Annotated in this window: 20 protein-coding genes; 4 read left to right on the plus strand and 16 right to left on the minus strand. The window is 72.0% G+C overall.

Annotated elements, in window-relative coordinates; all coding sequences use genetic code 11:
* Positions 1-48: 48 nt before the first annotated feature.
* The 3 genes from AB0M28_RS33820 to AB0M28_RS33830 are packed head-to-tail and all read right to left on the minus strand — an operon-like array spanning position 49 to position 3,066.
* Entirely contained in the window at positions 49-1,542 is a 1,494-nt protein-coding gene (locus tag AB0M28_RS33820) for a tripartite tricarboxylate transporter permease (protein WP_365413455.1), read from the minus strand.
* Between the two features lies 1 nt (position 1,543).
* Entirely contained in the window at positions 1,544-2,086 is a 543-nt protein-coding gene (locus AB0M28_RS33825) for a tripartite tricarboxylate transporter TctB family protein (protein WP_365413457.1), read from the minus strand.
* Positions 2,083-3,066: a tripartite tricarboxylate transporter substrate binding protein gene (locus AB0M28_RS33830; RefSeq protein ID WP_365413459.1), complete on the minus strand. Its 984-nt coding sequence runs from the start codon at positions 3,064-3,066 to the stop codon at positions 2,083-2,085. Before AB0M28_RS33830 ends, AB0M28_RS33825 begins: the two co-directional genes overlap by 4 nt.
* A 208-nt stretch (positions 3,067-3,274) precedes the next feature.
* On the opposite strand from AB0M28_RS33830, the gene AB0M28_RS33835 reads away from it, so the two are divergent.
* Positions 3,275-3,949 (plus strand): response regulator, encoded by a 675-nt coding sequence (locus tag AB0M28_RS33835; RefSeq protein ID WP_365413461.1) that lies wholly within the window; start codon positions 3,275-3,277, stop codon positions 3,947-3,949.
* A 36-nt stretch (positions 3,950-3,985) separates the two neighbouring features.
* On the opposite strand, the gene AB0M28_RS33840 is transcribed toward AB0M28_RS33835, so the two are convergent.
* From AB0M28_RS33840 to AB0M28_RS33855, 4 genes are all read right to left on the minus strand, one after another.
* Positions 3,986-4,651, minus strand: a complete 666-nt coding sequence (locus AB0M28_RS33840) for a response regulator transcription factor (RefSeq protein ID WP_365413463.1) — start codon at positions 4,649-4,651, stop codon at positions 3,986-3,988.
* A complete protein-coding gene (locus AB0M28_RS33845; protein ID WP_365413489.1) occupies positions 4,648-5,772 on the minus strand; it encodes a sensor histidine kinase in 1,125 nt (374 codons plus the stop codon). The genes AB0M28_RS33840 and AB0M28_RS33845 overlap by 4 nt, the downstream gene beginning before the upstream one ends.
* A gap of 229 nt (positions 5,773-6,001) precedes the next feature.
* Positions 6,002-8,197, minus strand: a complete 2,196-nt coding sequence (locus AB0M28_RS33850; protein WP_365413464.1) for an MMPL family transporter — start codon at positions 8,195-8,197, stop codon at positions 6,002-6,004.
* Between the two features lie 99 nt (positions 8,198-8,296).
* Positions 8,297-8,962 (minus strand): hypothetical protein, encoded by a 666-nt coding sequence (locus AB0M28_RS33855; protein WP_365413466.1) that lies wholly within the window; start codon positions 8,960-8,962, stop codon positions 8,297-8,299.
* A 56-nt stretch (positions 8,963-9,018) separates the two neighbouring features.
* Here AB0M28_RS33855 and AB0M28_RS33860 point away from each other — a divergent pair, with 56 nt between their 5' ends.
* A complete protein-coding gene (locus AB0M28_RS33860) occupies positions 9,019-9,771 on the plus strand; it encodes an AfsR/SARP family transcriptional regulator (RefSeq protein ID WP_365413468.1) in 753 nt (250 codons plus the stop codon).
* Positions 9,772-9,781: 10 nt separating this feature from the next.
* On the opposite strand, the gene AB0M28_RS33865 is transcribed toward AB0M28_RS33860, so the two are convergent.
* A complete protein-coding gene (locus AB0M28_RS33865) occupies positions 9,782-10,654 on the minus strand; it encodes an aminoglycoside phosphotransferase family protein (RefSeq protein ID WP_365413491.1) in 873 nt (290 codons plus the stop codon).
* Positions 10,655-10,734: 80 nt separating this feature from the next.
* Positions 10,735-11,988, minus strand: coding sequence for a geranylgeranyl reductase family protein (locus tag AB0M28_RS33870; protein ID WP_365413470.1), 1,254 nt, complete (start codon positions 11,986-11,988; stop codon positions 10,735-10,737).
* A gap of 123 nt (positions 11,989-12,111) precedes the next feature.
* Between AB0M28_RS33870 and AB0M28_RS33875 the strand changes: the two genes are divergently transcribed.
* A complete protein-coding gene (locus tag AB0M28_RS33875) occupies positions 12,112-13,473 on the plus strand; it encodes a dipeptidase (protein WP_365413472.1) in 1,362 nt (453 codons plus the stop codon).
* 89 nt (positions 13,474-13,562) lie between these two features.
* Here AB0M28_RS33875 and AB0M28_RS33880 read toward each other — a convergent pair whose 3' ends face one another.
* From AB0M28_RS33880 to AB0M28_RS33910, 7 genes are all read right to left on the minus strand, one after another.
* Entirely contained in the window at positions 13,563-14,192 is a 630-nt protein-coding gene (locus AB0M28_RS33880; protein ID WP_365413474.1) for a class F sortase, read from the minus strand.
* 85 nt (positions 14,193-14,277) lie between these two features.
* Complete coding sequence (locus tag AB0M28_RS33885) at positions 14,278-14,904, minus strand: hypothetical protein (RefSeq protein WP_365413476.1); 627 nt, start codon at positions 14,902-14,904, stop codon at positions 14,278-14,280.
* 160 nt (positions 14,905-15,064) lie between these two features.
* Positions 15,065-16,009, minus strand: a complete 945-nt coding sequence (locus AB0M28_RS33890) for an NUDIX domain-containing protein (protein WP_365413478.1) — start codon at positions 16,007-16,009, stop codon at positions 15,065-15,067.
* A 192-nt stretch (positions 16,010-16,201) separates the two neighbouring features.
* Entirely contained in the window at positions 16,202-16,480 is a 279-nt protein-coding gene (locus AB0M28_RS33895; RefSeq protein ID WP_365413480.1) for a hypothetical protein, read from the minus strand.
* Positions 16,481-16,660: 180 nt separating this feature from the next.
* Entirely contained in the window at positions 16,661-17,578 is a 918-nt protein-coding gene (locus tag AB0M28_RS33900; RefSeq protein ID WP_365413482.1) for a carbohydrate ABC transporter permease, read from the minus strand.
* Positions 17,575-18,489, minus strand: coding sequence for a sugar ABC transporter permease (locus AB0M28_RS33905; protein WP_365413484.1), 915 nt, complete (start codon positions 18,487-18,489; stop codon positions 17,575-17,577). The genes AB0M28_RS33900 and AB0M28_RS33905 overlap by 4 nt, the downstream gene beginning before the upstream one ends.
* 24 nt (positions 18,490-18,513) lie before the next feature.
* Positions 18,514-19,779 carry an ABC transporter substrate-binding protein gene (locus tag AB0M28_RS33910; protein ID WP_365413486.1) on the minus strand — a complete coding sequence of 422 codons (1,266 nt, stop codon included), beginning with the start codon at positions 19,777-19,779 and terminating at the stop codon, positions 18,514-18,516.
* Between the two features lie 265 nt (positions 19,780-20,044).
* Between AB0M28_RS33910 and AB0M28_RS33915 the strand changes: the two genes are divergently transcribed.
* On the plus strand, positions 20,045-22,066 hold the full coding sequence (locus tag AB0M28_RS33915) for an NPCBM/NEW2 domain-containing protein (RefSeq protein ID WP_365413487.1): 2,022 nt from the start codon (positions 20,045-20,047) through the stop codon (positions 22,064-22,066).
* The last annotated feature ends 101 nt before the right edge of the window (positions 22,067-22,167 follow it).

Below are 22,167 nucleotides of genomic sequence, written 5' to 3' on the forward strand. Positions count from 1 at the left end.
CCCGTTCCTCCAGGAACGGGGCCGGGCCCTCGGGCGTAGGAGCCGGGCTCAGCGAGCCGTACGCCCCCGCACCACCAGCCGCTTGGCCCACGGCCACACCACGATCAGCGCGATCACGGCGTACACGGTCACCGCGAACGGGGTGTTGACCAGCCCGCTCAGCGAGCCGTCGCTGATCTGCAGCGCGCGCCGCATCTGCTGCTCCGCGGCCGGGCCGAGGATCGTCCCGATGACGGCGGGCAGCACCGGCAGCCCGTACCGCCGCATCGCCAGCCCGATCAGCCCGATGACCAGCAGGATGACCAGGTCGAGGGCCTCGCCGCTGACGGCGTACGCGCCGACCGAGGCGAAGAAGAGGATGCCGGCGTACAGATAGGGCCGCGGGATGCGCAGCAGCTTCGCCCAGACCGGGGCCAGCGGCAGGTTCACCACCAGCAGCAGCACCATCCCGACGAACAGGGAGGCGATCAGGCCCCACACCAGATCCGGTTCCCGCTCGAAGAGCAGCGGGCCCGGCTGGATGCCGTACTGCTGGAAGGCCGCCAGCATCACCGCGGCGACGGCCGTGGTGGGCAGGCCGAGGGTCAGCATCGACACAAGGGTGCCGGCCGCCGAGGCGGAGGCGGCGGACTCGGGTCCCGCGACGCCCTCGATGGCGCCCTTGCCGAACTCGTCCTTGTGCTTCGACAGCCGCTTCTCCGTGACGTACGACAGGAACGTCGGTATCTCCGCGCCGCCCGCCGGGATCGCGCCGAACGGGAAGCCGATCAGCGGGCCGCGCAGCCACGGCTTCCACACCCGGCGGACGTCGTCCTTCGCCAGCCACGGCCGGCCGACGGGGATCGCGCCGTCACGCGACGAGCGCAGATGGGCGGCGACCCACAGCGCCTCGCCGATGGCGAACAGGCCCACGGCCACGATGATCACGTCGATGCCGTCCGCGAGCTGCAGCGAGCCGAAGGTCAGCCGCTGCTGGCCGGTCATCTGGTCCAGGCCCACGAGCCCGATGGTCAGGCCGATGAGCAGCGAGGCCAGCCCCCGGATCCGGGACTTGCCGAGCACGGAGGTCACCGCGATGAACGCGAGGACCATGATGGCGAAGTAGTCCGGTGCGCCGATGTCCACGGCCAGGTCGGCGACCACGGGCGCCAGCACGACCAGCAGACAGGTGCCGATCATGCCGCCCGCGAAGTGGCCGATGGCGGCCGCGGCCAGGGCCTGCGAGCCCCGGCCGGACTTGGCCATCGGGTTGCCCTCCATCGCGGCGACCACCGCGGCGCTCTCGCCGGGGGTGTTGAGCAGGATGGAGGTGGTGGAGCCGCCGAACATGCCGCCGTAGTAGATGCCCGCGAACATGATGAACGCGGCGGTCGGGTCCAGGCCGTAGGTGACGGGCAGCAGCAGCGCGACGGCCATCGCCGGGCCGATGCCGGGCAGTACGCCGATCGCGGTGCCGAGGAGCACGCCGACAGCGGCCCACAGCAGGTTCATCGGCGTCAGCGCGGTGCCGAAGCCGTCCATCAGGGACGTCAGTGAGTCCATGTCACAGCACCTCCAGCAGCGGGCCGCCGGGGAGCGGGACACCGAGCAGGTTGTTGAAGACCGCGTACGTGGCTACGGAGAGCACCGCGGCGATCAGCGGGTCGCGGGAGGGGTTGCGGCTGCCGAGCGCGTAGGCGGAGCCCCAGAACAGCAGGGCGCCCGCGACGGGGAAGCCCACGACGCCGATCAGCACGGCGGAGCCCAGGAACACCCCGGCAAGCAGCAGCACGGTGCGCCACTCGGCGGGGGCGTCGAGGTCGATGTCCTCCCCGCCCTCGGCCTCGCCCTTCCCGCCGCGGAGCACGTCCACGGCGAGGAAGGCGGCGACGACGAGCAGCGCGGCGCCGACGACGGTGGGGACGGCGGCCGGGCCGACGGGGCCGCGCTGGGCGAAGTCGGTGTCCATGGTCAGCGCGTCGGTGAGGACGAGCACGCCGAGCACGGCGAGCAGGGCGCACACGCCGAGTTCGGACCTGCCGCGGAGCTTCGCGCGCAGTCCGGCGCGCTCCGGTTCCCGCACGGCCTTGGTCAGGGTCTGGCTCACAGCCCCAGCTCCTTCAGTACGGAGACGACGCGCTTGTCCTGGGCGTCGAGGAAGTCGCCGAACTCGTCGCCCGTCAGGAAGGCGTCCGTCCAGCCGTTCTTCTTCAGGGACTCCCGCCACGCCGGGGTGGCGTGCAGCCCCTCGAAGAGGGCGATCAGCTTGGTGCGTTCGGCGTCCGACAGGCCGGGCGGGGCGACGAAGCCGCGCCAGTTGATGAAGTCGGTGTCCAGGCCCGCCTCGCGCAGCGTCGGCGCGTCGAGCCCGGGGTGGCGCTGGGCGCTGGTCACGGCCAGGACGCGCAGCTCGCCGGCCTTGATCTGGTCGAGGTACTCGCCGACGCCGGAGACGCCGAAGGCGACCTTGCCGCCGAGGATGGAGGCGAGCAGCTCGCCGCCGCCGTCGAAGGGCACGTAGTTGACGTCCTTCGGGGTGATGCCGGCGGCGCGCGCCATCAGCATCGGAGCCAGGTGGTCGGGGCCGCCCGGGGAGGAGCCGCCGCCGACGGGAAGCTTGCCGGGATCCGCCTTCCAGGCGTCGACCAGCTCCCCGAGCGTCCGGTACGGGGAGTTCTTCGGGACGACGACGATGTCCGGCTCCTGGGTGACCCGCGCGATGGGCGTGGTCTGCGACAGCCGGGCGTCGGTGTCGTTGGTGCGGACGGCGCCGACGACGCCGAGGCCCATCGACATGGCGAGCTTGCCGTTGCCGCGCTCGTTGATCAGCCGGGTGAGGCCGACGGTGCCGCCGGCGCCGGGCAGGTTGAAGACCTGGACGCTGTGGTTCAGGCCCTCGTCCTCGATGTTCTTGCCGGCGGTGCGGGCGGTGATGTCGTAGCCCCCGCCGGGGGTGTTGGGGACCATGAGTTCCAGTCCCGGGATCTGCGTACCGGTCGCCTCACCGGTACCGGTGGTCAGCAGCGGGGGTCCGAGGAGAACCAGCAGCGCCGACGCGGCGAGCGCCAGGGGGGTGCGCAGTCGCACAGGGTGTCACCGCCTCTTCGTCGAGGAGTAGCCATGGGGGATGTCACCGCGAAGCCGCGGTGCGGCCATATGTTGCCTGCGCGTTAACGACGTGTCGTGGTTGCGTCAACAAGGAAACTTTTGGTCTTTCTGGTCCCGGGGCGCGGACCTGACCCGCCGCTCGCGGCAGCCGCCCGGGGCGGGGCTGACCTGCGGGTAGCCTGGCGCGATGATCCGGGTGCTCGTGGTCGACGACGACTTCATGGTTGCCAAGCTGCACAGCCGCTACGTGGCGGCGGCGGACGGCTTCGAGGTCGTCGGCGTCGCCCACACCGGCGCGGACGCGCTGCGCGCGGTGGAGCGGCTGCGGCCGGACCTGGTGCTGCTGGACGTCTATCTGCCGGACATGGACGGCATCGCGGTGCTCCAGCGGCTGCGCTCGGGCGGGCACGCGGACACGGACGTCCTGATGATCACGGCGTCCCGGGACGCGGAGACGATCCGCGGGGCGGTACGGGGCGGGGCGCTGTACTACGTCATCAAACCGTTCAGCCAGGCGGCGCTGCACGAGCAGCTGCGCCACTACGCGGCGAAGCGCTCGAAGCTGGACGCCCTGGACGGGACGGCCGGCCAGGACGACGTCGACCAGGTCTTCGGCGCCGGCCCCACGGTCTCCCGCCAGCTGCCGAAGGGCCTGAACACCCGCACGGCCGATCTGGTCGAGCGAGTGCTGCGGGCGCATCCGGAGGGCCTGTCGGCGGCGGAGTGCGCGGCGGAGGCGGAGCTGTCACGGGTGGCGGCGCGGCGCTATCTGGAGTTCTTCACGGAGTCGGGCCGCGCGGAGCTGTCGATGCGGTACGGCGGGACGGGGCGGCCGGGGCACCGGTACCGGTGGACGGGGTGACCGGATGACCGCGTGCCTGGGTGGCCTTGCTCGCCGTCAGCCGAGCCACCCCGGCCGTACCAGCCCCGACTCGTAGGCCATCACCACCAGCTGGGCCCGGTCCCGGGCGCCGAGCTTGACCATCGTGCGGCTCACATGCGTCTTGGCGGTCAGCGGGCTGACGACCAGGCGGTGGGCGATCTCCTCGTTCGACAGGCCCATGCCGACCAGCGCCATCACCTCGCGCTCCCGCTCGGTGAGGTGCTCGAGCCCGGCGGCCGCCTCGGGTTCCTTCGAGCGGGCGGCGAACTCGGCGATCAGCCGGCGGGTGACGCCGGGCGACAGCAGGGCGTCGCCGTCGACCACCGCCCGTACCGCGCGCAGGAGTTCGTCCGGTTCGGTGTCCTTCACCAGGAAGCCGGAGGCGCCGGAGCGGATGGCCTCGAAGACGTACTCGTCCAGCTCGAAGGTCGTCAGCATGACGACCCGGACGGACGACAGTTCGTGGTCCTCGGTGATCCTCCGGGTCGCGGCGAGGCCGTCCAGGAGCGGCATCCGGATGTCCATCAGGACGACGTCCGGCCGCTGTTCGCGGACCAGGGCCACGGCCTGTTCGCCGTCGGCGGCCTCACCGGCGACCTCGATGTCCGGCTGGGCGTCGAGCAGGGCTCTGAACCCGGCCCGGACCAGGATCTGGTCGTCTGCCAGCAGTACGCGGATCACGGTGCCTCCCGGGTGCGGTTGCCGGTGGCCACCGTATCCGCCGCGCCCAGCGGCACGCGGGCCTGGACCCGGAATCCGCCGTCGTCCCGCGGACCGGCCTCGACGGTGCCGCCGAGCGCCGCGGCCCGTTCCCGCATGCCGACCAGGCCGTTGCCGCCGCCGGTCATGCCGCCGGGGGCGGCCGGACCGTCGTCGTCGACGCGCAGCCGCAGCTCCCCGGGCCCGTACGCGATCAGCACGCGGGCCGTACGGGAGCCGGAGTGGCGGACGACGTTGGTGAGCGCCTCCTGCACGATGCGGAACGCCGCGAGGTCGGTGCCCGGCGGCAGCGCCGTACGGGCGCCCTCCGTGGTGACGTCGACGGTCAGGCCCGCTCCGGCGAAGTGCTCGGTCAGCTCGCCGAGCCGGTCCAGGCCGGGGGCCGGCGCGCGGGGCGGGCCGCCGGGGGTGCGCAGGGCCTCCAGGACCTGGCGCACCTCGCCGAGGGCCTCCTTGCTGGCGGCCTTGATCGTGGTCAGGGCCTCGCGGGCCTTCTCGGGGTGCTGGTCGAGCAGGGCGAGGCCGACGCCCGCCTGCACGTTGATCACGGAGATGCTGTGCGCGAGCACGTCGTGCAGTTCGCGGGCGATGCGCAGCCGCTCCTCGTCGGCGCGGCGCTGGCGGGCGGCGCGGCGCTCCCCCTCGGCCTTCGCCCACTGCTCGCGGCGGGTACGGACCAGCTCGCCGCCGGCGACGACGGCCGTCACCCAGGCGGCGATGAACAGTTCCTGCCCCCAGGCCGAGCCGCTGTCCCCGGCGGGCGGCAGCCAGCGGTACAGCCAGTGCCCGATCAGCACATGCCCGCCCCACAGCGCGCCGAGCGACCACCAGACCACGCGCCGCTCCCCCGCCATGACGGCCGCGAAGGCCGCCAGGGCGACGGAGAAGAAGATCGGTCCGTAGGGGTAGCCGAGCGCCAGATACGCGAGCATCGACGCGCTGGTGCCGATCACGACGAGGCGCGGGTGGCGGTGGCGGAGCAGCAGCAGCGCCACGGAGCCGAGGACGAGGAGGTAGGCCAGCCAGTCGGCGGACACCCGGCCGTCCTGGTTCTCGGAGGCGCCGTTGGTGCCCACGACCATGAAGACGGCGATCACCAGCGTCGACAGCCACGGGATGCGGCCGGCGGCGCGGTTCTCCAGCCAGCGGGCCACGGGCCACGGCGGGCCGTCGGCGTCCGCGCCCCACCGGGGAGCGGTCGTCCGCCGGGCCCCGCGCGGGCCGTCACTGTGCTTCGCCCACGGGGGCCCTGAACACCTCATGCCCGCAACGCTAGACCGCGCGGGCCCCGATTGCGTCAGCCCGGCGCCGTCATCGTGCGTACTCCCTGGGGAGTACCTCCTGCGGGCCGCTGGCCTGCGGGGCTTCCGTGATCCCGAAGCGGGCGTGGAGCCGCCGCAGGGGTGCGGGCGCCCACCAGTTCGCGCGCCCCGCGAGGCGCATGCCGACGGGCAGCAGGACACCGCGTACGAGGATGGCGTCCACGAGGACGGTGAGGGCGGCGCCGATGCCGAGCTCCTTGAGGAAGACGACGCCGCCCGTCGCGTACGACGCGAAGGTCAGCGCAAGGATGCCGGCGGCGGCGGTGATGAGCGGGGCGCTGCGGCCGATGCCGGCGGCAACGGCCTGTTCGGTGTCGCCGGTGCGGTCGTGCTCCTCCTTGATCCGGGAGAGGAGGAAGACCTCGTAGTCCATCGACAGCCCGTACACGACGCAGAACATCAGCACGGGAATGCTCGGCTCGACGGAGCCGGTCGGGGTGAAGCCGAGCGGGCCGGAGAGGTTGCCCTCCTGGAAGACCCAGACCAGGCAGCCGAACATCACGCCGAGGCTGAGCAGGTTCAGCACGGTCGCCTTCAGCGGCAGCAGCACGCTGCCCGTCATCAGGAACAGGATGACGTAGGTGGCGGCGAGGATGAGGCCGACGACGATCGGCAGGCGGTCCAGCAGGGTGGAGCGGAAGTCGGTCGTCTCGGCCGGGTAGCCGCCGACGAGGGTGTTGTACGGGGCCGGGACGGCGCGCACGGCGGCGACGAAGGCGGGCACGTCGCCGTACATGGCCGCTTGGGTGGGGACCACGCCGATCCGCAGGGCGCCGCCTTCGGCGGTGAGCCCCGGGCCTGCCGCGGCGGTGACGAGGCGGCCGTCGCGGAAGGTGCCCGCCGGGGAGTCGGTCTGGAAGACGCCCGGGATCCGGGACAGCTCGGCGGCGTACGCGGCGGTCTCCTCCGCGGTGCCGCCTTCGGGGGCGACGATCTGGACGGTGTCGGTGGGCTCGGCGGCGAAGTCGCGGTGGACGGTCTCCGACGTCGTACGGGAGGAGGCGCCCGCCGGCAGCGTCCGCTCGTCGGGCAGCCCGAAGCGCAGGCCGAGCACGGGGGAGGCGGCGAGCAGCAGCACGACAAGGACGGAGGCGCCGCTCAGCACGGGCCGGCGCATCACCCACAGCGCGGTGCGGTGCCACCGGGTGCCGGTGCGTGCCGGCGCCCGCTCCACGCGGTGGCCCCAGCGGGCCAGGGCCGCGGGCAGGACGAGGACGGCGCCGGTCACGGCGGTCACGACGACGAGGACGCCGGCGTAGGCGAAGGAGCTCAGGAAGAAGAACGGGAAGACGAGCAGCGCGGACAGCGACACCGCGACGGTGACCCCGCTGAAGACGACCGTGCGGCCCGCTGTCGCGACGGAACGGACGACGGCTTCGTCGCGGGAGCGGCCGGCGTTCCGCTCCTCGCGGAAGCGGTTGATCACGAACAGGCAGTAGTCGATGCCCAGTCCGAGCCCGAGGACGAGGGCGATGTTCGCGGCGAAGGCGGACACGGGCGTGAACTGGGCGACCAGCCGCAGCCCCGCGAGGGTGCCCAGCACGCTCAGCAGCCCCACGCCGACGGTCAGCAGGGCGGCGACGGTACGCCGGTAGACCAGGATCAGCAGGAGCACGACGGCGGGCAGTACGAGGACCTCGGCGGTGAGGAAGTCCTCCCGCGCCTGCGCGCTCACCTGCCGCGAGATCTCCTCCTGCCCGCCGACCTGGACGGTGATGTCGTCCGTCGTACGGGCGAGGCGGGGCGAGAGGTCGGCGAGGGCCTGGCGGGTGTCGGTGGCGCTCCCCTCCATCCGGGCGAGCACGAGCGCCTTCGAGCCGTCCTTCGCCCGCAGCGCGGGGCTTGCGGCGTCCCAGTAGGAGACGGTCTCGGTGACCATGGGGGCGTCGGCGACCTCGGCGGCGAGCGCCCGCCCTGCGGCGGCGACGCGCTCGCCGTCCACGTCTCCGTGGCGGGCGGTGACGAGCAGCGCCAGATTGGGGTTCCCGGCCCCGAACTCCTCCCGCAGCACCTCCCCCGCCTCGACGGACTCCGTCCCGGGCGCCTCCCACCGCGACAGCTCCAGCTCGGACTGCGCGCCGGCGCCGTACGCGCCGAGCCCGACCAGGGCGACCAGCGCGAGCAGCAGCACGGCCCCGCTGCGCCGGACCCCCAGCCGTCCGATGCGGGCCAACAGGCCATCCATGTGCGGTTTCCTCTCCGTGGCGATGCGTTACGCCGCCACGGTGACCGCACTCGCTGACCGGTCACTGGAACGTCCACTGGAAGAACCGCTGGAAGGGCGTCAGCCGTCGACGCCGCCGTACAGACCCCAGCTGTCGAGGCCGGAGTAGACGTACGCCGTCCGGCCGCGTGGGAAGGACATGGCCTCCGCCTCCCCGCTGTACACGGCCACCAGGGTGTCCGCGCCCCTCCACCACGTATCCGCCAGGCCGACGACCTCCCGCACGGGCTCGAATCCGTCCAGATCGATGCCGTCGACGTCGTCCCCGGTCACCTTGGTGATCTGCTGCGCCCAGAGCCGGGCGTGGTACACGAGGGCGAGGGACTCGACCCAGCCCTCGATCGTGGCGTGCAGCGGTGCCCATTCGCCCGCGTGGATGCCGAACTCGTCGTCCGGGCCGATGTAGAAGCCGAACGGTACGGATGCCCGCTGCATCCCGGCCTCGAACCACCAGCCCTCATCGGTGGACCCCTCGGGACTGTCGGCCTCGAAATAGCGCGGCCCACCTTCGTATCCGGGCGCGGGCGGCAGCACCAGCCCGCCCCACCGCTCCTGGAAGGCCGCCATCCGGTCGATCTGCCCTGCCGGGACGTCCCGCTCCAGGTAGAACCGGCGGTGCTCCTCGACGGGTGTGACATCGACCCGGACCCCGTGCACGCCGAGGAAGCTCCGGGCGCGCCTGGTCAGGCCGCTGGGGATGGCATCGCCGTGCAGATTGAGGTCCACGCCCGGACGCTATCCGAGGGCCCATGCCGCCTGCCTCCGCTTTGTTAGGCTGCAGGATGCGCTTCGAACTGCTGGGTCCCCTGCGCGCCTTCGGCGACGGCGGGGCCGAGGTGTCGCTCGGGCCGCCGAAGCAGCGGGCGTTGCTGGCCGTGCTGCTGTTGCAGGAGGGGCGGTCCCTGTCGTACGACGGGGTCGTGGACGCCGTCTGGGGTGACGAGCCGCCCGCGCAGGTGCGCAACCTGGTGCAGAAGTACGTCTCGGGGCTGCGGCGAGCCGGTATCGACGTGACGTGGACCGGGTCCGGCTACCGGCTCGACGGGGCGGAGATCGACGACCTGCGGGAGCGGCGCGCCTTGCTCCGCCAGGCCGTGACCGCCCGCGACGGCGGCGACCTCCGGCGCGCGGCGGAGCTGGCGCGGCAGGGCGAGGCGATGTGGCGCGGGGAGTTCGCCGAGGGGCTGGCGGGTCCGTATCTCGCGGCCGAGAGGCGCCGGTTCGCGGAGAAGCGGCTGATGGTGCTGGAGGCGCGGCTCGAGCTGGACATCGAGCTGGAGCGCTACCACGAGTGCGTGCACGAGCTGGTCCGCCAGGTGGCCGGGCATCCGCTGCGTGAGCGCCTGGTGTGGCTGCTGATGCTCGCCCTGTACCGCAGCGGCCGGCCGACGGACGCGCTCGTCGTGTACGAGGAGGCGCGCACCCGGATCGCCGACCAGCTGGGCGCCGACCCGGGCCCCGCCCTGCGCGCGCTCCACGAGCGGGTGCTGCGGCAGGACCCGGCGCTGCTGGCACGCCCCGTACAGGCGGCATGACCGCCCCGGGCTACCCCGCCAGGACCCGTTCGAGGGTGGCGTAACCCGCGGGCTCCCAGGTCGGCTTGCCGCCGGGCAGGCCGAGCCTGCCGTTGCGTCCGATCGCGATCAGGTTGGCGGCACGCAGCACGGCCCAGCCGCGGGCGCGGGCGACGGTGGCGTCGTCGGCGCGCTCATAGGCGTCGAAGAACCGGTGCGCCGCGCCGGCGGGCAACAGGATCCAGGCGGCGGACAGATCGGTCGCGGGGTCGCCCGCACACATCTCGCCGAAGTCGATCACCCCCGCGAGCGTCCCGTCCCGCACGACCACGTTCGCCGGGTGCAGGTCGCCGTGCAGCCACAGCGGCGCGCCCTGCCAGGCGGGCGCCGCGACGGCTTTCTCCCACACCTCCCGCGCGGCGTCCGCGCCCGCGTGGCCGGCGAGGGCGTCGAACCACCCGTCGACCGGGCCGAGTCCGGCCATGGGGACGCCACGGGTGGGGTTGGCGGGGGCGTCGGCCGGCGCGGGCTCGTGCAGTGCCGCAAGGAATCCCGCGAGGACCTCGGCGGCCCCGGCGCACGTGACCGGCGCGCGATCGGCCGGCTCCCCCTCGACCCAGCGCGCGATCGTCCAGGTGTGCTCGAACAGACGCGACGGCTCACCGGCGCGCACCGGAACGGGCGTGGGCAGCGGCAGCCGCCCGGCCAGTTCCGGCAGCCATCTCCGCTCCGTACGCAGCAGAGCCGGCGCCCGCTCGGTGCGCGGCATGCGTACGGCGAGCTCCTCCCCGAGGCGCCACTGCTGGTTGTCCCAGCCGCCGGCGACCTCGCGCAGCTCCAGCTCCGCGAGATCGGGGTGCTGGTCCAGCAGCAGCGCGCGCACCAGATCCTGCTCGAACCTCAACTCTTCCACCGCGCAGCCTTTCGATCACAGGGATGCGCAGGACGCTAACACCCGTCGATCAGTGCGGGCGAAGCCCGTCCTCAGCGCCGCGGAGCCACCACCGACAGCAGCCTGTGCACCGTGGGATGCGTCCGTACGATCGACGCCAAGGTCGTCGTCCCCCGCGTGAACCTCGTGAACGCCACCCACGCCGGGCGGAAACCGGTGAGCGCGCTGTGGAACACCGCTGGGCGCTGTTCGAAGGCCGCCAGCAGCCGGCGGCCCACCGACATCTCCACGGCGAGCCCCGCCTTGATGGCGAAGGCGTAGTTCAGCGCCTGGCGCCGCGCGTCCACCGCGTCCGCGGCCTCGGCGACGCGCACCGCCCACTCGCCCGCGATCCGCCCGGAGCGCAGCGCGTACGAGATGCCCTCGCGCGTCCACGGCTCGAGCAGCCCGGCCGCGTCGCCGCAGACGAGCACCCGGCCGCGGGACAGCGGCGAGTTGTGGGTGCGGCAGCGGGTGAGGTGGCCTGAGGAGACCTCCGGCTCGAAGCCCGCCAGGCCGAGCCGGCCGATGAAGTCCTCCAGATAGCGCTTGGTGGCCGCCCCCTCGCCGCGCGCGGCGATCACGCCGACGGTCAGCGTTTCGCCCTTGGGGAACACCCAGCCGTAACTGCCCGGCAGCGGCCCCCAGTCGATGGCCACCCGGCCCTTCCAGTCGGCGGCGACCTCCGGCGGCACCGGGATCTCGGCCTCCAGGCCCAGATCGACCTGCTCCAGCTCCACGCCCACGTGCCCGCCGATCCGGCTCGCGCTGCCGTCCGCGCCGACCACCGCGCGGGCCAGCAGGGTCTCCCCGTCGGCGAGCACCACGGCCACGCTGCGCCGGTCCGGAACGGCCGACCCGTGCTGCTCCACCCGGGTGACGGCCACCCCGGTACGCAGCTCGGCACCCGCCTTCTGCGCGGCCTCGGCGAGCCGCTGGTCGAACTCGGCCCGGTTGACCAGCCCGAAGAGGGTCGTGCGGGAGCGGCGCGTACGGGCGAACCTGCCGTGGTACGAGAACGTCACCGCCGTCACCCGGTCCAGCAGGGGCAGGTCGAAGCCGTCCGGCAGCGCCTCCCGCGAGGGGCCGATGATGCCGCCGCCGCAGGTCTTGTACCGCGGCAGCTCGGCCTTCTCCAGCAGCAGCACCTTCCGGCCCAGTTCGGCCGCCGCCCGGGCCGCGGAGGAACCCGCCGGCCCCGCACCGACCACGATGACGTCCCAGACCTCACCCGGCGCGTTCCCGCCGCTCACGTCGTCGCCGCTCACGTCCCGGCCGCTCACGTCCTCGCCGCTCACTTCTGACATGCTCCACTCGCCGCTGTCCGAAGGCCACTGCCCGATCCGAGGGTGTCACACCCCTGTGAAATGATCGGCAGCATCCCCGTTCGTTCCACGAACACAACGGCGTGACCACCAGGAGCGTTCCCCATGCACCACGAACAGCTGGCGGACACCGTCGCCGCGCTGCAGCCCCGGGCTCTGACCGAGCTCGCGGAGCTCGTCCGGTTCCGGTCCGTCGCCGACTTCCAGCAGTTCCCGAAGAGCGAGTCCGAGGCCGCCGCCGAGTGGGTGGCCGACGCCCTGCGGGCGGAGGGCTTCGTCGACGTCGCCCTGCTGGACACACCGGACGGCACCCAGTCGGTGTACGGGTACCTGCCCGGCCCCGAGGGTGCGCCGACGGTGCTGCTGTACGCGCACTACGACGTACAGCCGCCGCTGGACGAGGAGGCGTGGACCACGCCGCCGTTCGAGCTGACCGAGCGCGACGGCCGGTATTACGGCCGCGGCTCCGCCGACTGCAAGGGCGGCATCGTCATGCACCTCACGGCGCTGCGCGCGCTGAAGGCGACGGGCGGAGTGCCGGTCGGCGTGAAGTTCATCGCCGAGGGCTCGGAGGAGATGGGCTTCGGCGGCCTGGAGCAGTACGCCGAGGCCCACCCGGAGCTGCTGGCGGCGGACGCCATCGTGATCGGCGACGCGGGCAACTTCCGCGTCGGTCTGCCGACGGTCACAGCGACCCTGCGCGGCATGACGATGATGTCGGTCCAGGTCGACACGCTGGCCGGGAACCTCCACTCCGGCCAGTTCGGCGGCGCCGCCCCGGACGCCCTGGGCGCCCTGATCCGTACGCTCGACTCGCTGCGCGCCGAGGACGGTTCGACGACCGTCGACGGGCTGGACGCGGGCGCCGAGTGGGACGGCATCGAGTACGACGAGGACGCCTTCCGCAAGGACGCCAAGGTCCTCGACGGCGTGGAGCTGATCGGCTCGGGCGGGATCTCCGGCCGTATCTGGTCCAAGCCGGCCGTCACGGTGCTGGGCATCGACTGCCCGCCGGTGGTCGGCGCGACGCCCTCGGTGCAGGCCAGCGCGCGGGCGCTGGTGTCGCTGCGGGTGCCGCCGGGCGTGGACGCGGAGAGCGCGCGGCAGCTGCTGGTGGCGCATCTGGAGGCGCACACGCCGTGGGGCGCGCGGGTGCAGATCGAGAAGGTCGGGCAGGGGCAGCCGTTCCGCGCCGACCTGTCCAGCCCGGCGTACGCGGCGATGGCCGAGGCGATGCGGGTCGCCTACCCGGGTGAGGAGATGCAGGCGGCGGGCCAGGGCGGCTCGATCCCGCTGTGCAACACGCTCGCCACGCTCTACCCGAAGGCCGAGATCCTGCTGATCGGGCTGAGCGAGCCGGAGGCGCAGATCCACGCGGTCGACGAGAGCGTGTCGCCGGAGGAGCTGGAGAAGCTGTCCCTGACGGAGGCGCTGTTCCTGCGGGGTTACGCCGCGTCCCAGGGCTGACGGCAGGCCCGCCGGGCCGGGCGGGCTCCTTTCGGGGCGGGCCGCCGCCCGGCGACCGGAACGGCCGCCCGACGGTTCGTACGCCCGGCTCAGGCCACCGCCGTGAGCCGGGCGAACACCACCGTGTTGCCGGAGTAGCCGGCGCCGGGGGTGTAGTCGCCGCCGCAGGTCAGCAGGCGCAGCTCGGCGTGCCGGGTGTCGCGGTAGACGCGCTCGCCGGGGAAGTCCTCGGCGTCGAAGAGCTTCACCCGGTACACGGTGAACACGGCCGTCGTCCCGTCCGCCCGCTCGACCTCGATCCGGTTGCCCTTCTTCAGCGCCCCGGCGTTGTAGAAGACCGCCGGGCCCACCGCGCTGTCGACGTGGCCGACGAGCACGGCCGTGCCCTTGGCCCCAGGGCCGACGGAACCGTCGTACCAGCCGGCGGTCCACGGGTCCTGCGGCGGCGGCGCCTCGATCCAGCCCTCGGGGTCCAGGCCCACCCGGATCAGCGGCGACTCGACGTCGATGCCCGGGATGCGCACGGCCGTCGGCACCGAGGCGCGCATCGGATCGTGGCCGGGCGGCGCCCCGTCGAGCAGGCTGTCCTCGGGGTCGGGCCGGGGCGGGCCGAAGCCGCCGACGCCGATACAGATCATGGCGATGCCGGCGACGAAGCCGAAGACGATCAGCCCGGTGGTGAACCGGGAACGGGCCTTGCTGGGCGATCCATCTGTCAACGCAGGTCACCAACCACTGGTCGGACACGGCACGGTGCCCGCCACCCGCCGGGAGGCGAGGGGCCGGGCACCGCACCGCGCGGGGCTATTCCACCGAGCGGCGGCGGCGCAGCAGGACCGCGCCGCCGAGCACCGCGGCGGAGCTCACCGCCGTCCCGGAGGCCAGCAGCACCGGATCACCGGTCTGCGAGCCGCCGAGCCCTCCGCGGGCCGGACGCACCGGCTTCACGGCACCGGCGGCGGGCGACGAGGCGCTCGCGGTGGGCCGTACGGAGGTCGGGGAGGTGGCGGAGGGTTTGGCTGACGGTCTGGCCGTGGTCGCCGACGGGCTCGGTCTGGGCCGTGAGGTGCTGGACGTATCCGCGATCTTGAAGGTGGTACGTCCGGTCTCCGGCCCGCAGGTGAAGGTGACCGTGTACTCGGCGCCCGGTTTGGCGTCCCAGTCCACGGTGACCGACGCGCTCTGCATCGGGTCACCCGCCATGCCCAGCGGTACCGCGTTGAACACCCCTGACGAGGCTCGCGCCTGGTGTTCGCAGTCCGTCGCCGTGAGATTCACCTGGCCGCCCGCCTTGACGGTCTTGGGCGAGACGGTGAATCCGAACGAGGTGATGTTGGTGTCCGCGTCCTGGGCGAGCGCCGTCGGGGCGGCCATGCCGACCGTCAGGACGGACACCGCTGAGGCCGCCAGGGCCGTGGATATGGTGCGCATCGGGAGCTCCTCATCGTCACGTCAGGCACGACGGGGTTCCGCCGCCGCATGCACCCGACGCTATGCATCCGCGCGCACCGGCACTCTGTCTGACTGTGCTGAATGGGGCACCCGGTCTGCTGAACGGCTGACGGTCTCGCCGTGCCCCCGGGCGCCCGGCTCACCCCACCGGCACTCCGGCCTCCAGGTTGAACGCCGTCGCGCGTTCCCGGGCGCGCAGCGCCCAGTGCAGCCGGGTGAAGCGCACGGGCGGCAGCAGGTCGCGCGCCTCGTCCTCGGTGACGAACTTCCAGTCGCGCAGCTCCGGTCCGGGCAGGAGCACGCTGCGCCGCTGGTCGGGGTCCAGCTGCCCGCCGTCGAAGAGCAGCCGCAGCCCTCCGTATCCGGGCGGGGCGGGCGGCTCCCAGTCGACGACCAGGAGCCGGGGCTGGATCTCGAGCCGCAGTCCGAGCTCCTCGGCCACCTCGCGCACCCCGGCCCGGGCGGGCGGCTCGCCGCGCTCCACGACCCCGCCGGGGAACTCCCAGCCGGGCTTGTAGGTGGGATCGACCAGCAGCACCCGGTCCCGGTCGTCGAAGAGCAGCACCCCCGCGGCGAGCGTCTCGGCGGTGGGCTCGGGGGTCTGCACGATGTCGCACAGGCCCGCGCCCGAGCGCAGGTCCGCGGCGAGCTGCTCGGCGATCTCCCGCAGTGAGCGGCCCTCGGTGGTGACGGCGTGCGCCTCGGCCCGCAGCCAGCGGGGCAGCGCCGGGCGCAGGATCGTTTCCCCTGACGTGAGCACCAGATGCCGTACGGGAATCCGGCGGGCCGCGAGGGCGCCGAAGATCTCGTCCCGGTGCTCCTGCCCGAACAGCGTGAGCGGTACGACGAGGGGCCCGTCGACCTCGGAGAGCAGGGCCGCGGCCGTGTCGACGACCAGCCTGCGCCAGGCGGGCAGGTCCCTGCAGTCGGCGGCGTCCTCGGTGCGCTTGCCGGGGAGCAGCACGCGCAGCGCGTCGCCGATGACCTCCGGCTCGTACAGCAGGCTGCCGGGGATGAGGTCGACAAGTGCGCGGCCCGCCGCGGTCTTGCCGGCGCCCGGAGCGCCGTTCAGCCATACGATCACACGTTCCCCCTCTGTGGTCGCCCCCAGAGAGTTGCCCGGTACACCGGGCCCGGGAAACCCGTCGGCGCCCCGACCGCACGGCCGGCGATCAAACCGGGGGCCTTCCCTTGCCGTTGGCATGGGCGGCCCGGGCATGCCACGGCGTCGTGGGCGTCCGGTGTGCGTCGTGGGCGTCCTTGTGCGCCCTGGGCGTCAGAACCGCCAGCGCGTCGCGCCGTGCGGCTCGGCGAAGGCCACGCCGACGGCGGAGTCGTGGTCGAGCCGGTAGACGTACCACGGCGGCGGCCCCGCGCTCGGCGCGCTGAACGGGGCGGTCAGCGCGTCGCCGGCCACCTCGGCCGGCCAGCCGCCCTCGCGGTAGCGGCTCGCGACCGTCGCCAGGGTCCCGCTGTCGGTCACCCGGCTCGCCTCGCCCTCCAGGACCAGGTCCAGGCCCGCCGGCCGGAGGGAGACGGTGCAGGCCGGATTCACGGCCAGATCACGCGACTTGGGGGTGCGCGGCCCGCTGACGAAGTACAGCTCGCCGTCCAGCCAGAGTCGAGGTTGGTCGTCCCGACGGGCTCACGGTGCGTCATGCCGGTACCTCCGGTCGTCCTGGCGGCTTCGTAGGTGCAGACCGCCGTGGGACCGGAAACTCGTCGCCGCCCGGCGTCACCCCTTGCTGGATCCCAGGGTCAGTCCGGCGATGAAGTGGCGCTGCAGGAGCAGGAAGACCAGGATCGTGGGCAGGGCGACCAGGACGGAGCCGGCGGCGAGGAGGTTGTAGTCGGTGAAGAACTGGCCGCGGAGGTTGTTGAGGGAGGACGTGATCGGCAGCTTGTCCGGGTTGGAGATGAAGATCAGGGCCCACAGGAAGTCGTTGTAGATCCAGGTGAACTCCAGTGTCGCCAGCGCCGCGAGGGCCGGCCGGCACAGCGGCAGCGTGATGCGCCAGTACTGGGTCCACACGCCCGCGCCGTCCACGATCGCGGCCTCCAGGATCTCCTGCGGCAGCGAGCGCATGAAGCTGGACAGCACGAAGACGCAGAAGCCCACCTGGAAGCCGACATGGGTGATCATGACGGCCCAGTACGAGTCGTACATCGACAGCGAGTCCGACATCCACCACGGCAGCGGGATCTCCCGGAACAGCACGTACAGCGGCGTCACGATGACCTGTTGCGGCAGCAGGTTGCCGGCAGTGAAGACCATCAGCAGCACCAGCCCGCCGCGCACGCGCAGCCGGGCGATCGCGAAGGCGGCGAACGACGCCAGGAACAGCGTGAGGATCACCGCGGGGATCGCGATGATCATCGTGTTGGCGAAGTACTTCCCCATCCCCGACTCGGTGTACGCCCGCTTGTAGTAGTCGAAGGACAGATGGTCGGGCAGCGAGAGATAGCCGTGCAGAGCCGTCTCCTCGTACGGCCGCAGCGACGCGTACACCGCCAGCGCCAGCGGCGCGAGGAACGCCAGCGACACCGCCAGCAGGAAGATGTGCGTGCCCCACCGGCCGCGGCGGCGCGGCCCGCGCGGCCCCGGCGCCGGGGTGCGGGTGGCCGGTTCGGCGGTTGCCGTGGCGAGCGTCATCGGTTCTTCTCCCCTCGCGTCTCCTGCACCAGGTACGTGACGATGAACCCGAGGGACACCGTCAGCAGCACCACCGCGATCGCCGAGCCGAAGCCGATCCGGCTGGCCTCGCCGATGATGTTGTCGGTGATGAGTACGGAGAGCAGCTCCAGCCCGTTGCGGCCCTTGTTGACGACGTAGACGATGTCGAACGCGCGCAGTGCCTCGATCACCGTGATCACCATGACGACGACGTTCACCGGGCGCAGCGTCGGGAAGACCACGCGGAAGAACGTCTGCGGGGCGCTGGCGCCGTCGATCGCCGCGGCCTCCTTGAGGGACGGGTCGACGGACTTGAGCCCGGCCAGGTAGAGGATCATCACATAGCCGGTGTGCCGCCAGCCGGCGAAGAGCAGCACCATCCAGAGGTTGAGGTCCGAGTCGCCGAGCCAGTCGACCGGGTCGTCGTGGTTGGCCAGGATCGCGTTCAGCGCGCCGGTGTCACGGGACAGGACGAGCTGCGCGATGAAGCCGACGATGGCCAGCGAGAGGACGACCGGCAGATAGATCGTGGACTGGTAGAAGCGGCTGAACCGCACCCCGCGGTCGATCACGACCGCCAGCAGCAGCCCGAACGGCGTGGCCACCAGCCCCAGGAAGCCCACCCAGAGGAGGTTGTGCCGGACAGCGGGCCAGAACGCCGGATAGTCGCTGACCATCTGCTCGTAGTTGTCCCCGCCGACCGTCTTGATGTCGCTGATGCCGTCCCACGAGGTGAACGACAGCCCGACGGAGGCCAGCGCCGGGCCCCAGACGATGACGAGGTCGAGGAGGACGGTCAGTCCCAAGAGCACGCCGAGGACGGCGGAGTCGCGGCGGGTGAACCGCCGCGCACTCCGCCGTCGTGGGCGCCGCGCGGTCGCGTGCGGCACGAGTGGCAACTCCTCAGTCCGGGGTCAGTCGGTGAAGATGTTCTGCTTCTGCTTCTCGATGTCGTTCACCAGCCCGTCCACGTCCTTCGGGTTCTGGATGAAGGACTGGATCGCCGGGATCATCACGGTCGACGCGAAGTCGGGCCGGGTGTCGCGGTCGAGGAACTGCGAGATCTGCTTGGCGCCGGAGACCAGCTCGACGCCCTTCTTCTGCAGCGCGCTGTACGTCGAGGTGTCGGCGCCCTCGTTGACCGCGATGTTGTTGGGGTCGAGGGCCAGATAGGCGTCCTCGGCCTCGGGTGTGGCGAGCCACTTCAGCAGCGCCTTGGCGCCCTCGACGTTCTTGGCCTTCTTCGGCAGGAGGAAGCCGTCGATCGGGGCCTCCACGGCCTCCTGACCGTAGCTCTCGTTGATCACGGGGAAGGCGAAGAAGTCGATGTCCTCGCGCTCGCTCTCGGGGAACTGGGTGCCCGGGTGCGGCATGCCGAAGACCGCCATCGCGGTCTCCTTCTTCTGCAGGCCCTGGCCGGCCTCCTCCCAGGTGCGGCCGAGCGCGCCCTCCTGGTAGTACGGCATGAGCTCGCGCCACAGGTCGAAGACCTGCTTGACGCGGTTGTCGGTCCAGGACTCCTCGCCGGCCATCAGGTTCTTGTGGAACTCGTAGCCGTTGGCCCGCATGTTGATGTAGTCGAAGGTGCCCATGGCGGGCCAGCCGTCCTTGTCGCAGAACGCGACCGGGTTGCCGTCGGCCTTCATCTTCTTGGCCAGGGCGATGAACTCGTCCCAGGTGGTGGCGGGCTGGTAGCCCTTCTCCGTGAAGAGGCTCTTCCGGTGGAAGACAGCCCACGGATAGTAGTAGTACGGCACGAAGTACTGCTTGCCGTCCTCGCCGGTCGACTGGTCCTTCAGCGCCTGTGAGAAGCCGTCGAAGCCCGACCACAGCTCGCTGATCTCCGTCAGCAGCTGCTTCTTGGCGAAGAACTGCATGCGGTAGCCCGCGAACCACATGAACACGTCGTCCGGCGTGCCCTGCAGATAGCGGTTGATCTGCTCCTGGAAGTCGTTGTGGTCCTTGGTGTTGACCTTGACGCTCTTGCCGGACTCCTTCTCGTACGCCGTGAAGGCCGCCGCGTAGGCGTCCTTGGGGACCTTGTCGGAGGCGTTGGAGCCGACCGCCACCGTGTTGCCGCCCTTGCCGCCGGGGCCGTCACCGCAGGCCGCGAGCAGGGAGGGCAGGGTCACCGCGCCCGCTGTCATCGCCGCGCCGCGCAACAGGGAGCGACGGGACATCGGAGGACCGGACGGGATGTGCTGGAGTGATCGACCGCTGGGCGTGGAGCTTGTCATCTCCCCCTCCTCAGTGCACAACCGAACACAAACGAACGAAGTGCTCGGATCTCACCGCTTGGACAAGTGCACGTCAAGGGTTTTGACGTCCCAGGAGGCCATTGTTACGGCATCTCTTCCAACAGACTCCAACAACGCTTACCGTGAACGAGCTTAGTGATGTGCACATGACGTCGGATCGGTCTTCAAGCGGACGGAGGACCCCGCGATGCGCAATCCGCTCACCAGAACCGCAATCATCGGAGCATTAGCCGCTGCACTCCTCACCGGAGGCAGCCTCAACGCACTGGCCGCCACACCCCCGGCGGCCGAACCGCAGCCGACCCCGCTCCTCGACGACGGGCTCGCGCTCACCCCGCCGATGGGGTTCAACAACTGGAACAGCACCCACTGCCGGGCCGAGTTCAACGAGGCGATGGTCAAGGGCGTCGCCGACATCTTCGTGGACAAGGGCCTGAAGGCCGCCGGCTACGAGTACGTCAACCTCGACGACTGCTGGGCGCTGCCGCAGCGCGACGCCGACGGCAAGCTGGTGCCGGACCCGGTGCGCTTCCCGAACGGCATCAAGGCGGTCGCGGACTACGTCCACTCCAAGGGCCTGAAGTTCGGGATCTACACCAGCGCCGGGACGAAGACCTGCAACAGCGCGGGATTCCCCGGCGGGCTGGGCCACGAGTTCAGCGACGCCCGGCAGTTCGCCGACTGGGGCGTGGACTACCTCAAGTACGACAACTGCAACAACCAGGGCGTCGACGCCCAGCTGCGCTACCGCACGATGCGCGACGCGCTCCGGGCCACCGGCCGGCCGATCGTCTACAGCATCTGCGAGTGGGGCCAGAACCGGCCCTGGGAGTGGGCGTCGGACGTCGGCCATCTGTGGCGTACGACGGGTGACATCAGCGACAACTGGTCCAGCATGCTGAGCCTGTTCAAGCGCAACGCGCCGCTGGCGCAGTACGCCGGACCGGGGCACTGGAACGACCCCGACATGCTGGAGGTCGGCAACGGCGGCATGACGGACACGGAGTACCGCAGCCACTTCTCGCTCTGGTCCGTGATGGCGGCGCCGCTCCTCATCGGCAGCGATCTGCGCAAGGCGACGCCCGCGACGTTCGACATCCTCGGCAACCGCGAGGTCATCGCCGTCGACCAGGACCCGCTCGGCAAGCAGGCCACCGTGCTGTCGTCGCAGGGCGGCCGCTGGGTGCTCGGCAAGCCGATGGCGGACGGCAGCGCCGTCGTGGCCCTGTTCAACGAGACGTCCTCCGCGCAGACCATCAGCACCTCCGCCGGGGCGCTGGGACTGCCGGCGGCGGACGCGTACGCGCTGCGCGACCTGTGGCAGCACAAGGACTACAACACCGCGGGCTCGGTGTCCGCCTCGGTGCCCGCGCACGGCACGGTGCTCTTCCGGGTGTCGGTGCAGGACAAGTGGGCGCTGTTCCCGCCGGCGGCGGAGCTGGGCGCGGACACCGCGCCGTACCTCGAGCCCGGGACGAGCGCGGAGTTCACCACCACCTTCCGCGATCTGGGCCGCACCAGCGCGCTGATGGCGTCCGTGGACGTGCGCGGCGCCCAGGGCTGGACGGCGGAGCCCCTCACCGCCACCTCGGCGGCGGCGGTACCGACGGGTCAGACGCTCACCACCCGCTGGCGGCTCACCGCACCGCCGGGCACCGCGCCCGGCTCCTACCCGCTCACGGTGTCCGCGCGCTACTCCTCGCCGACCGGGCAGCAGGTCGCCCTCGACGTGGCGGCGACGGCGTTCGTGGTGGTCGGACCCCCGTCCGGTGATTCGTACGTCAGCGACCTCACGTGGGTCAGCGCGACGAACGGCTGGGGCCCGGTGGAGAAGGACACCTCCAACGGCGAACGCCCGGCCGGCGACGGCCATCCCCTCACCGTGAACGGCCAGGTGTGGACCAAGGGCCTCGGCGTCCACGCACCGAGCGAGATCGTGTACTTCACCGGCTCCCGCTGCGCGCGCTTCACCGCCTGGGTCGGCGTGGACGACGAGGAGGGCGCGGACGGCTCGGTGTCCTTCGAGGTCTGGGCGGACGACCACAAGGTGGCCGACTCGGGCGTCCTCACCAACGCAATGCCGGCGACACAACTCACGGCGGACGTCTCCTCCGCCACCCTGGTCCGCCTGATCACAACGGACGGCGGCGACGACGTGAACAGCGACCACGCCGACTGGTCAGACGCCAAACTCCTGACCTGCACATAACCCCCCTCGTCACCGACGTGAAGGTCAGCGACGGGCTGGTGCAGCGGTCGGTACGGGCGGCCTCGGCCGCGACCGAGACGATGCCGCTGATCCTTCGGGCA

It is taken from the genome of Streptomyces sp. NPDC051940, from assembly GCF_040680895.1.
In the GTDB taxonomy this organism is placed as follows: domain Bacteria; phylum Actinomycetota; class Actinomycetes; order Streptomycetales; family Streptomycetaceae; genus Streptomyces.

Coding starts and splice junctions, on each gene's coding strand:
- AB0M28_RS33820 (WP_365413455.1), bottom strand. CDS start 1,542: ATGGACTCACTGACGTCCCTGATGGACGGCTTCGGCACCGCGCTGACG.
- AB0M28_RS33835 (WP_365413461.1), top strand. CDS start 3,275: ATGATCCGGGTGCTCGTGGTCGACGACGACTTCATGGTTGCCAAGCTG.
- AB0M28_RS33845 (WP_365413489.1), bottom strand. CDS start 5,772: ATGGTCGTGGGCACCAACGGCGCCTCCGAGAACCAGGACGGCCGGGTG.
- AB0M28_RS33850 (WP_365413464.1), bottom strand. CDS start 8,197: ATGGATGGCCTGTTGGCCCGCATCGGACGGCTGGGGGTCCGGCGCAGC.
- AB0M28_RS33860 (WP_365413468.1), top strand. CDS start 9,019: ATGCGCTTCGAACTGCTGGGTCCCCTGCGCGCCTTCGGCGACGGCGGG.
- AB0M28_RS33870 (WP_365413470.1), bottom strand. CDS start 11,988: ATGTCAGAAGTGAGCGGCGAGGACGTGAGCGGCCGGGACGTGAGCGGC.
- AB0M28_RS33875 (WP_365413472.1), top strand. CDS start 12,112: ATGCACCACGAACAGCTGGCGGACACCGTCGCCGCGCTGCAGCCCCGG.
- AB0M28_RS33885 (WP_365413476.1), bottom strand. CDS start 14,904: ATGCGCACCATATCCACGGCCCTGGCGGCCTCAGCGGTGTCCGTCCTG.
- AB0M28_RS33900 (WP_365413482.1), bottom strand. CDS start 17,578: ATGACGCTCGCCACGGCAACCGCCGAACCGGCCACCCGCACCCCGGCG.
- AB0M28_RS33910 (WP_365413486.1), bottom strand. CDS start 19,779: ATGTCCCGTCGCTCCCTGTTGCGCGGCGCGGCGATGACAGCGGGCGCG.
- AB0M28_RS33915 (WP_365413487.1), top strand. CDS start 20,045: ATGCGCAATCCGCTCACCAGAACCGCAATCATCGGAGCATTAGCCGCT.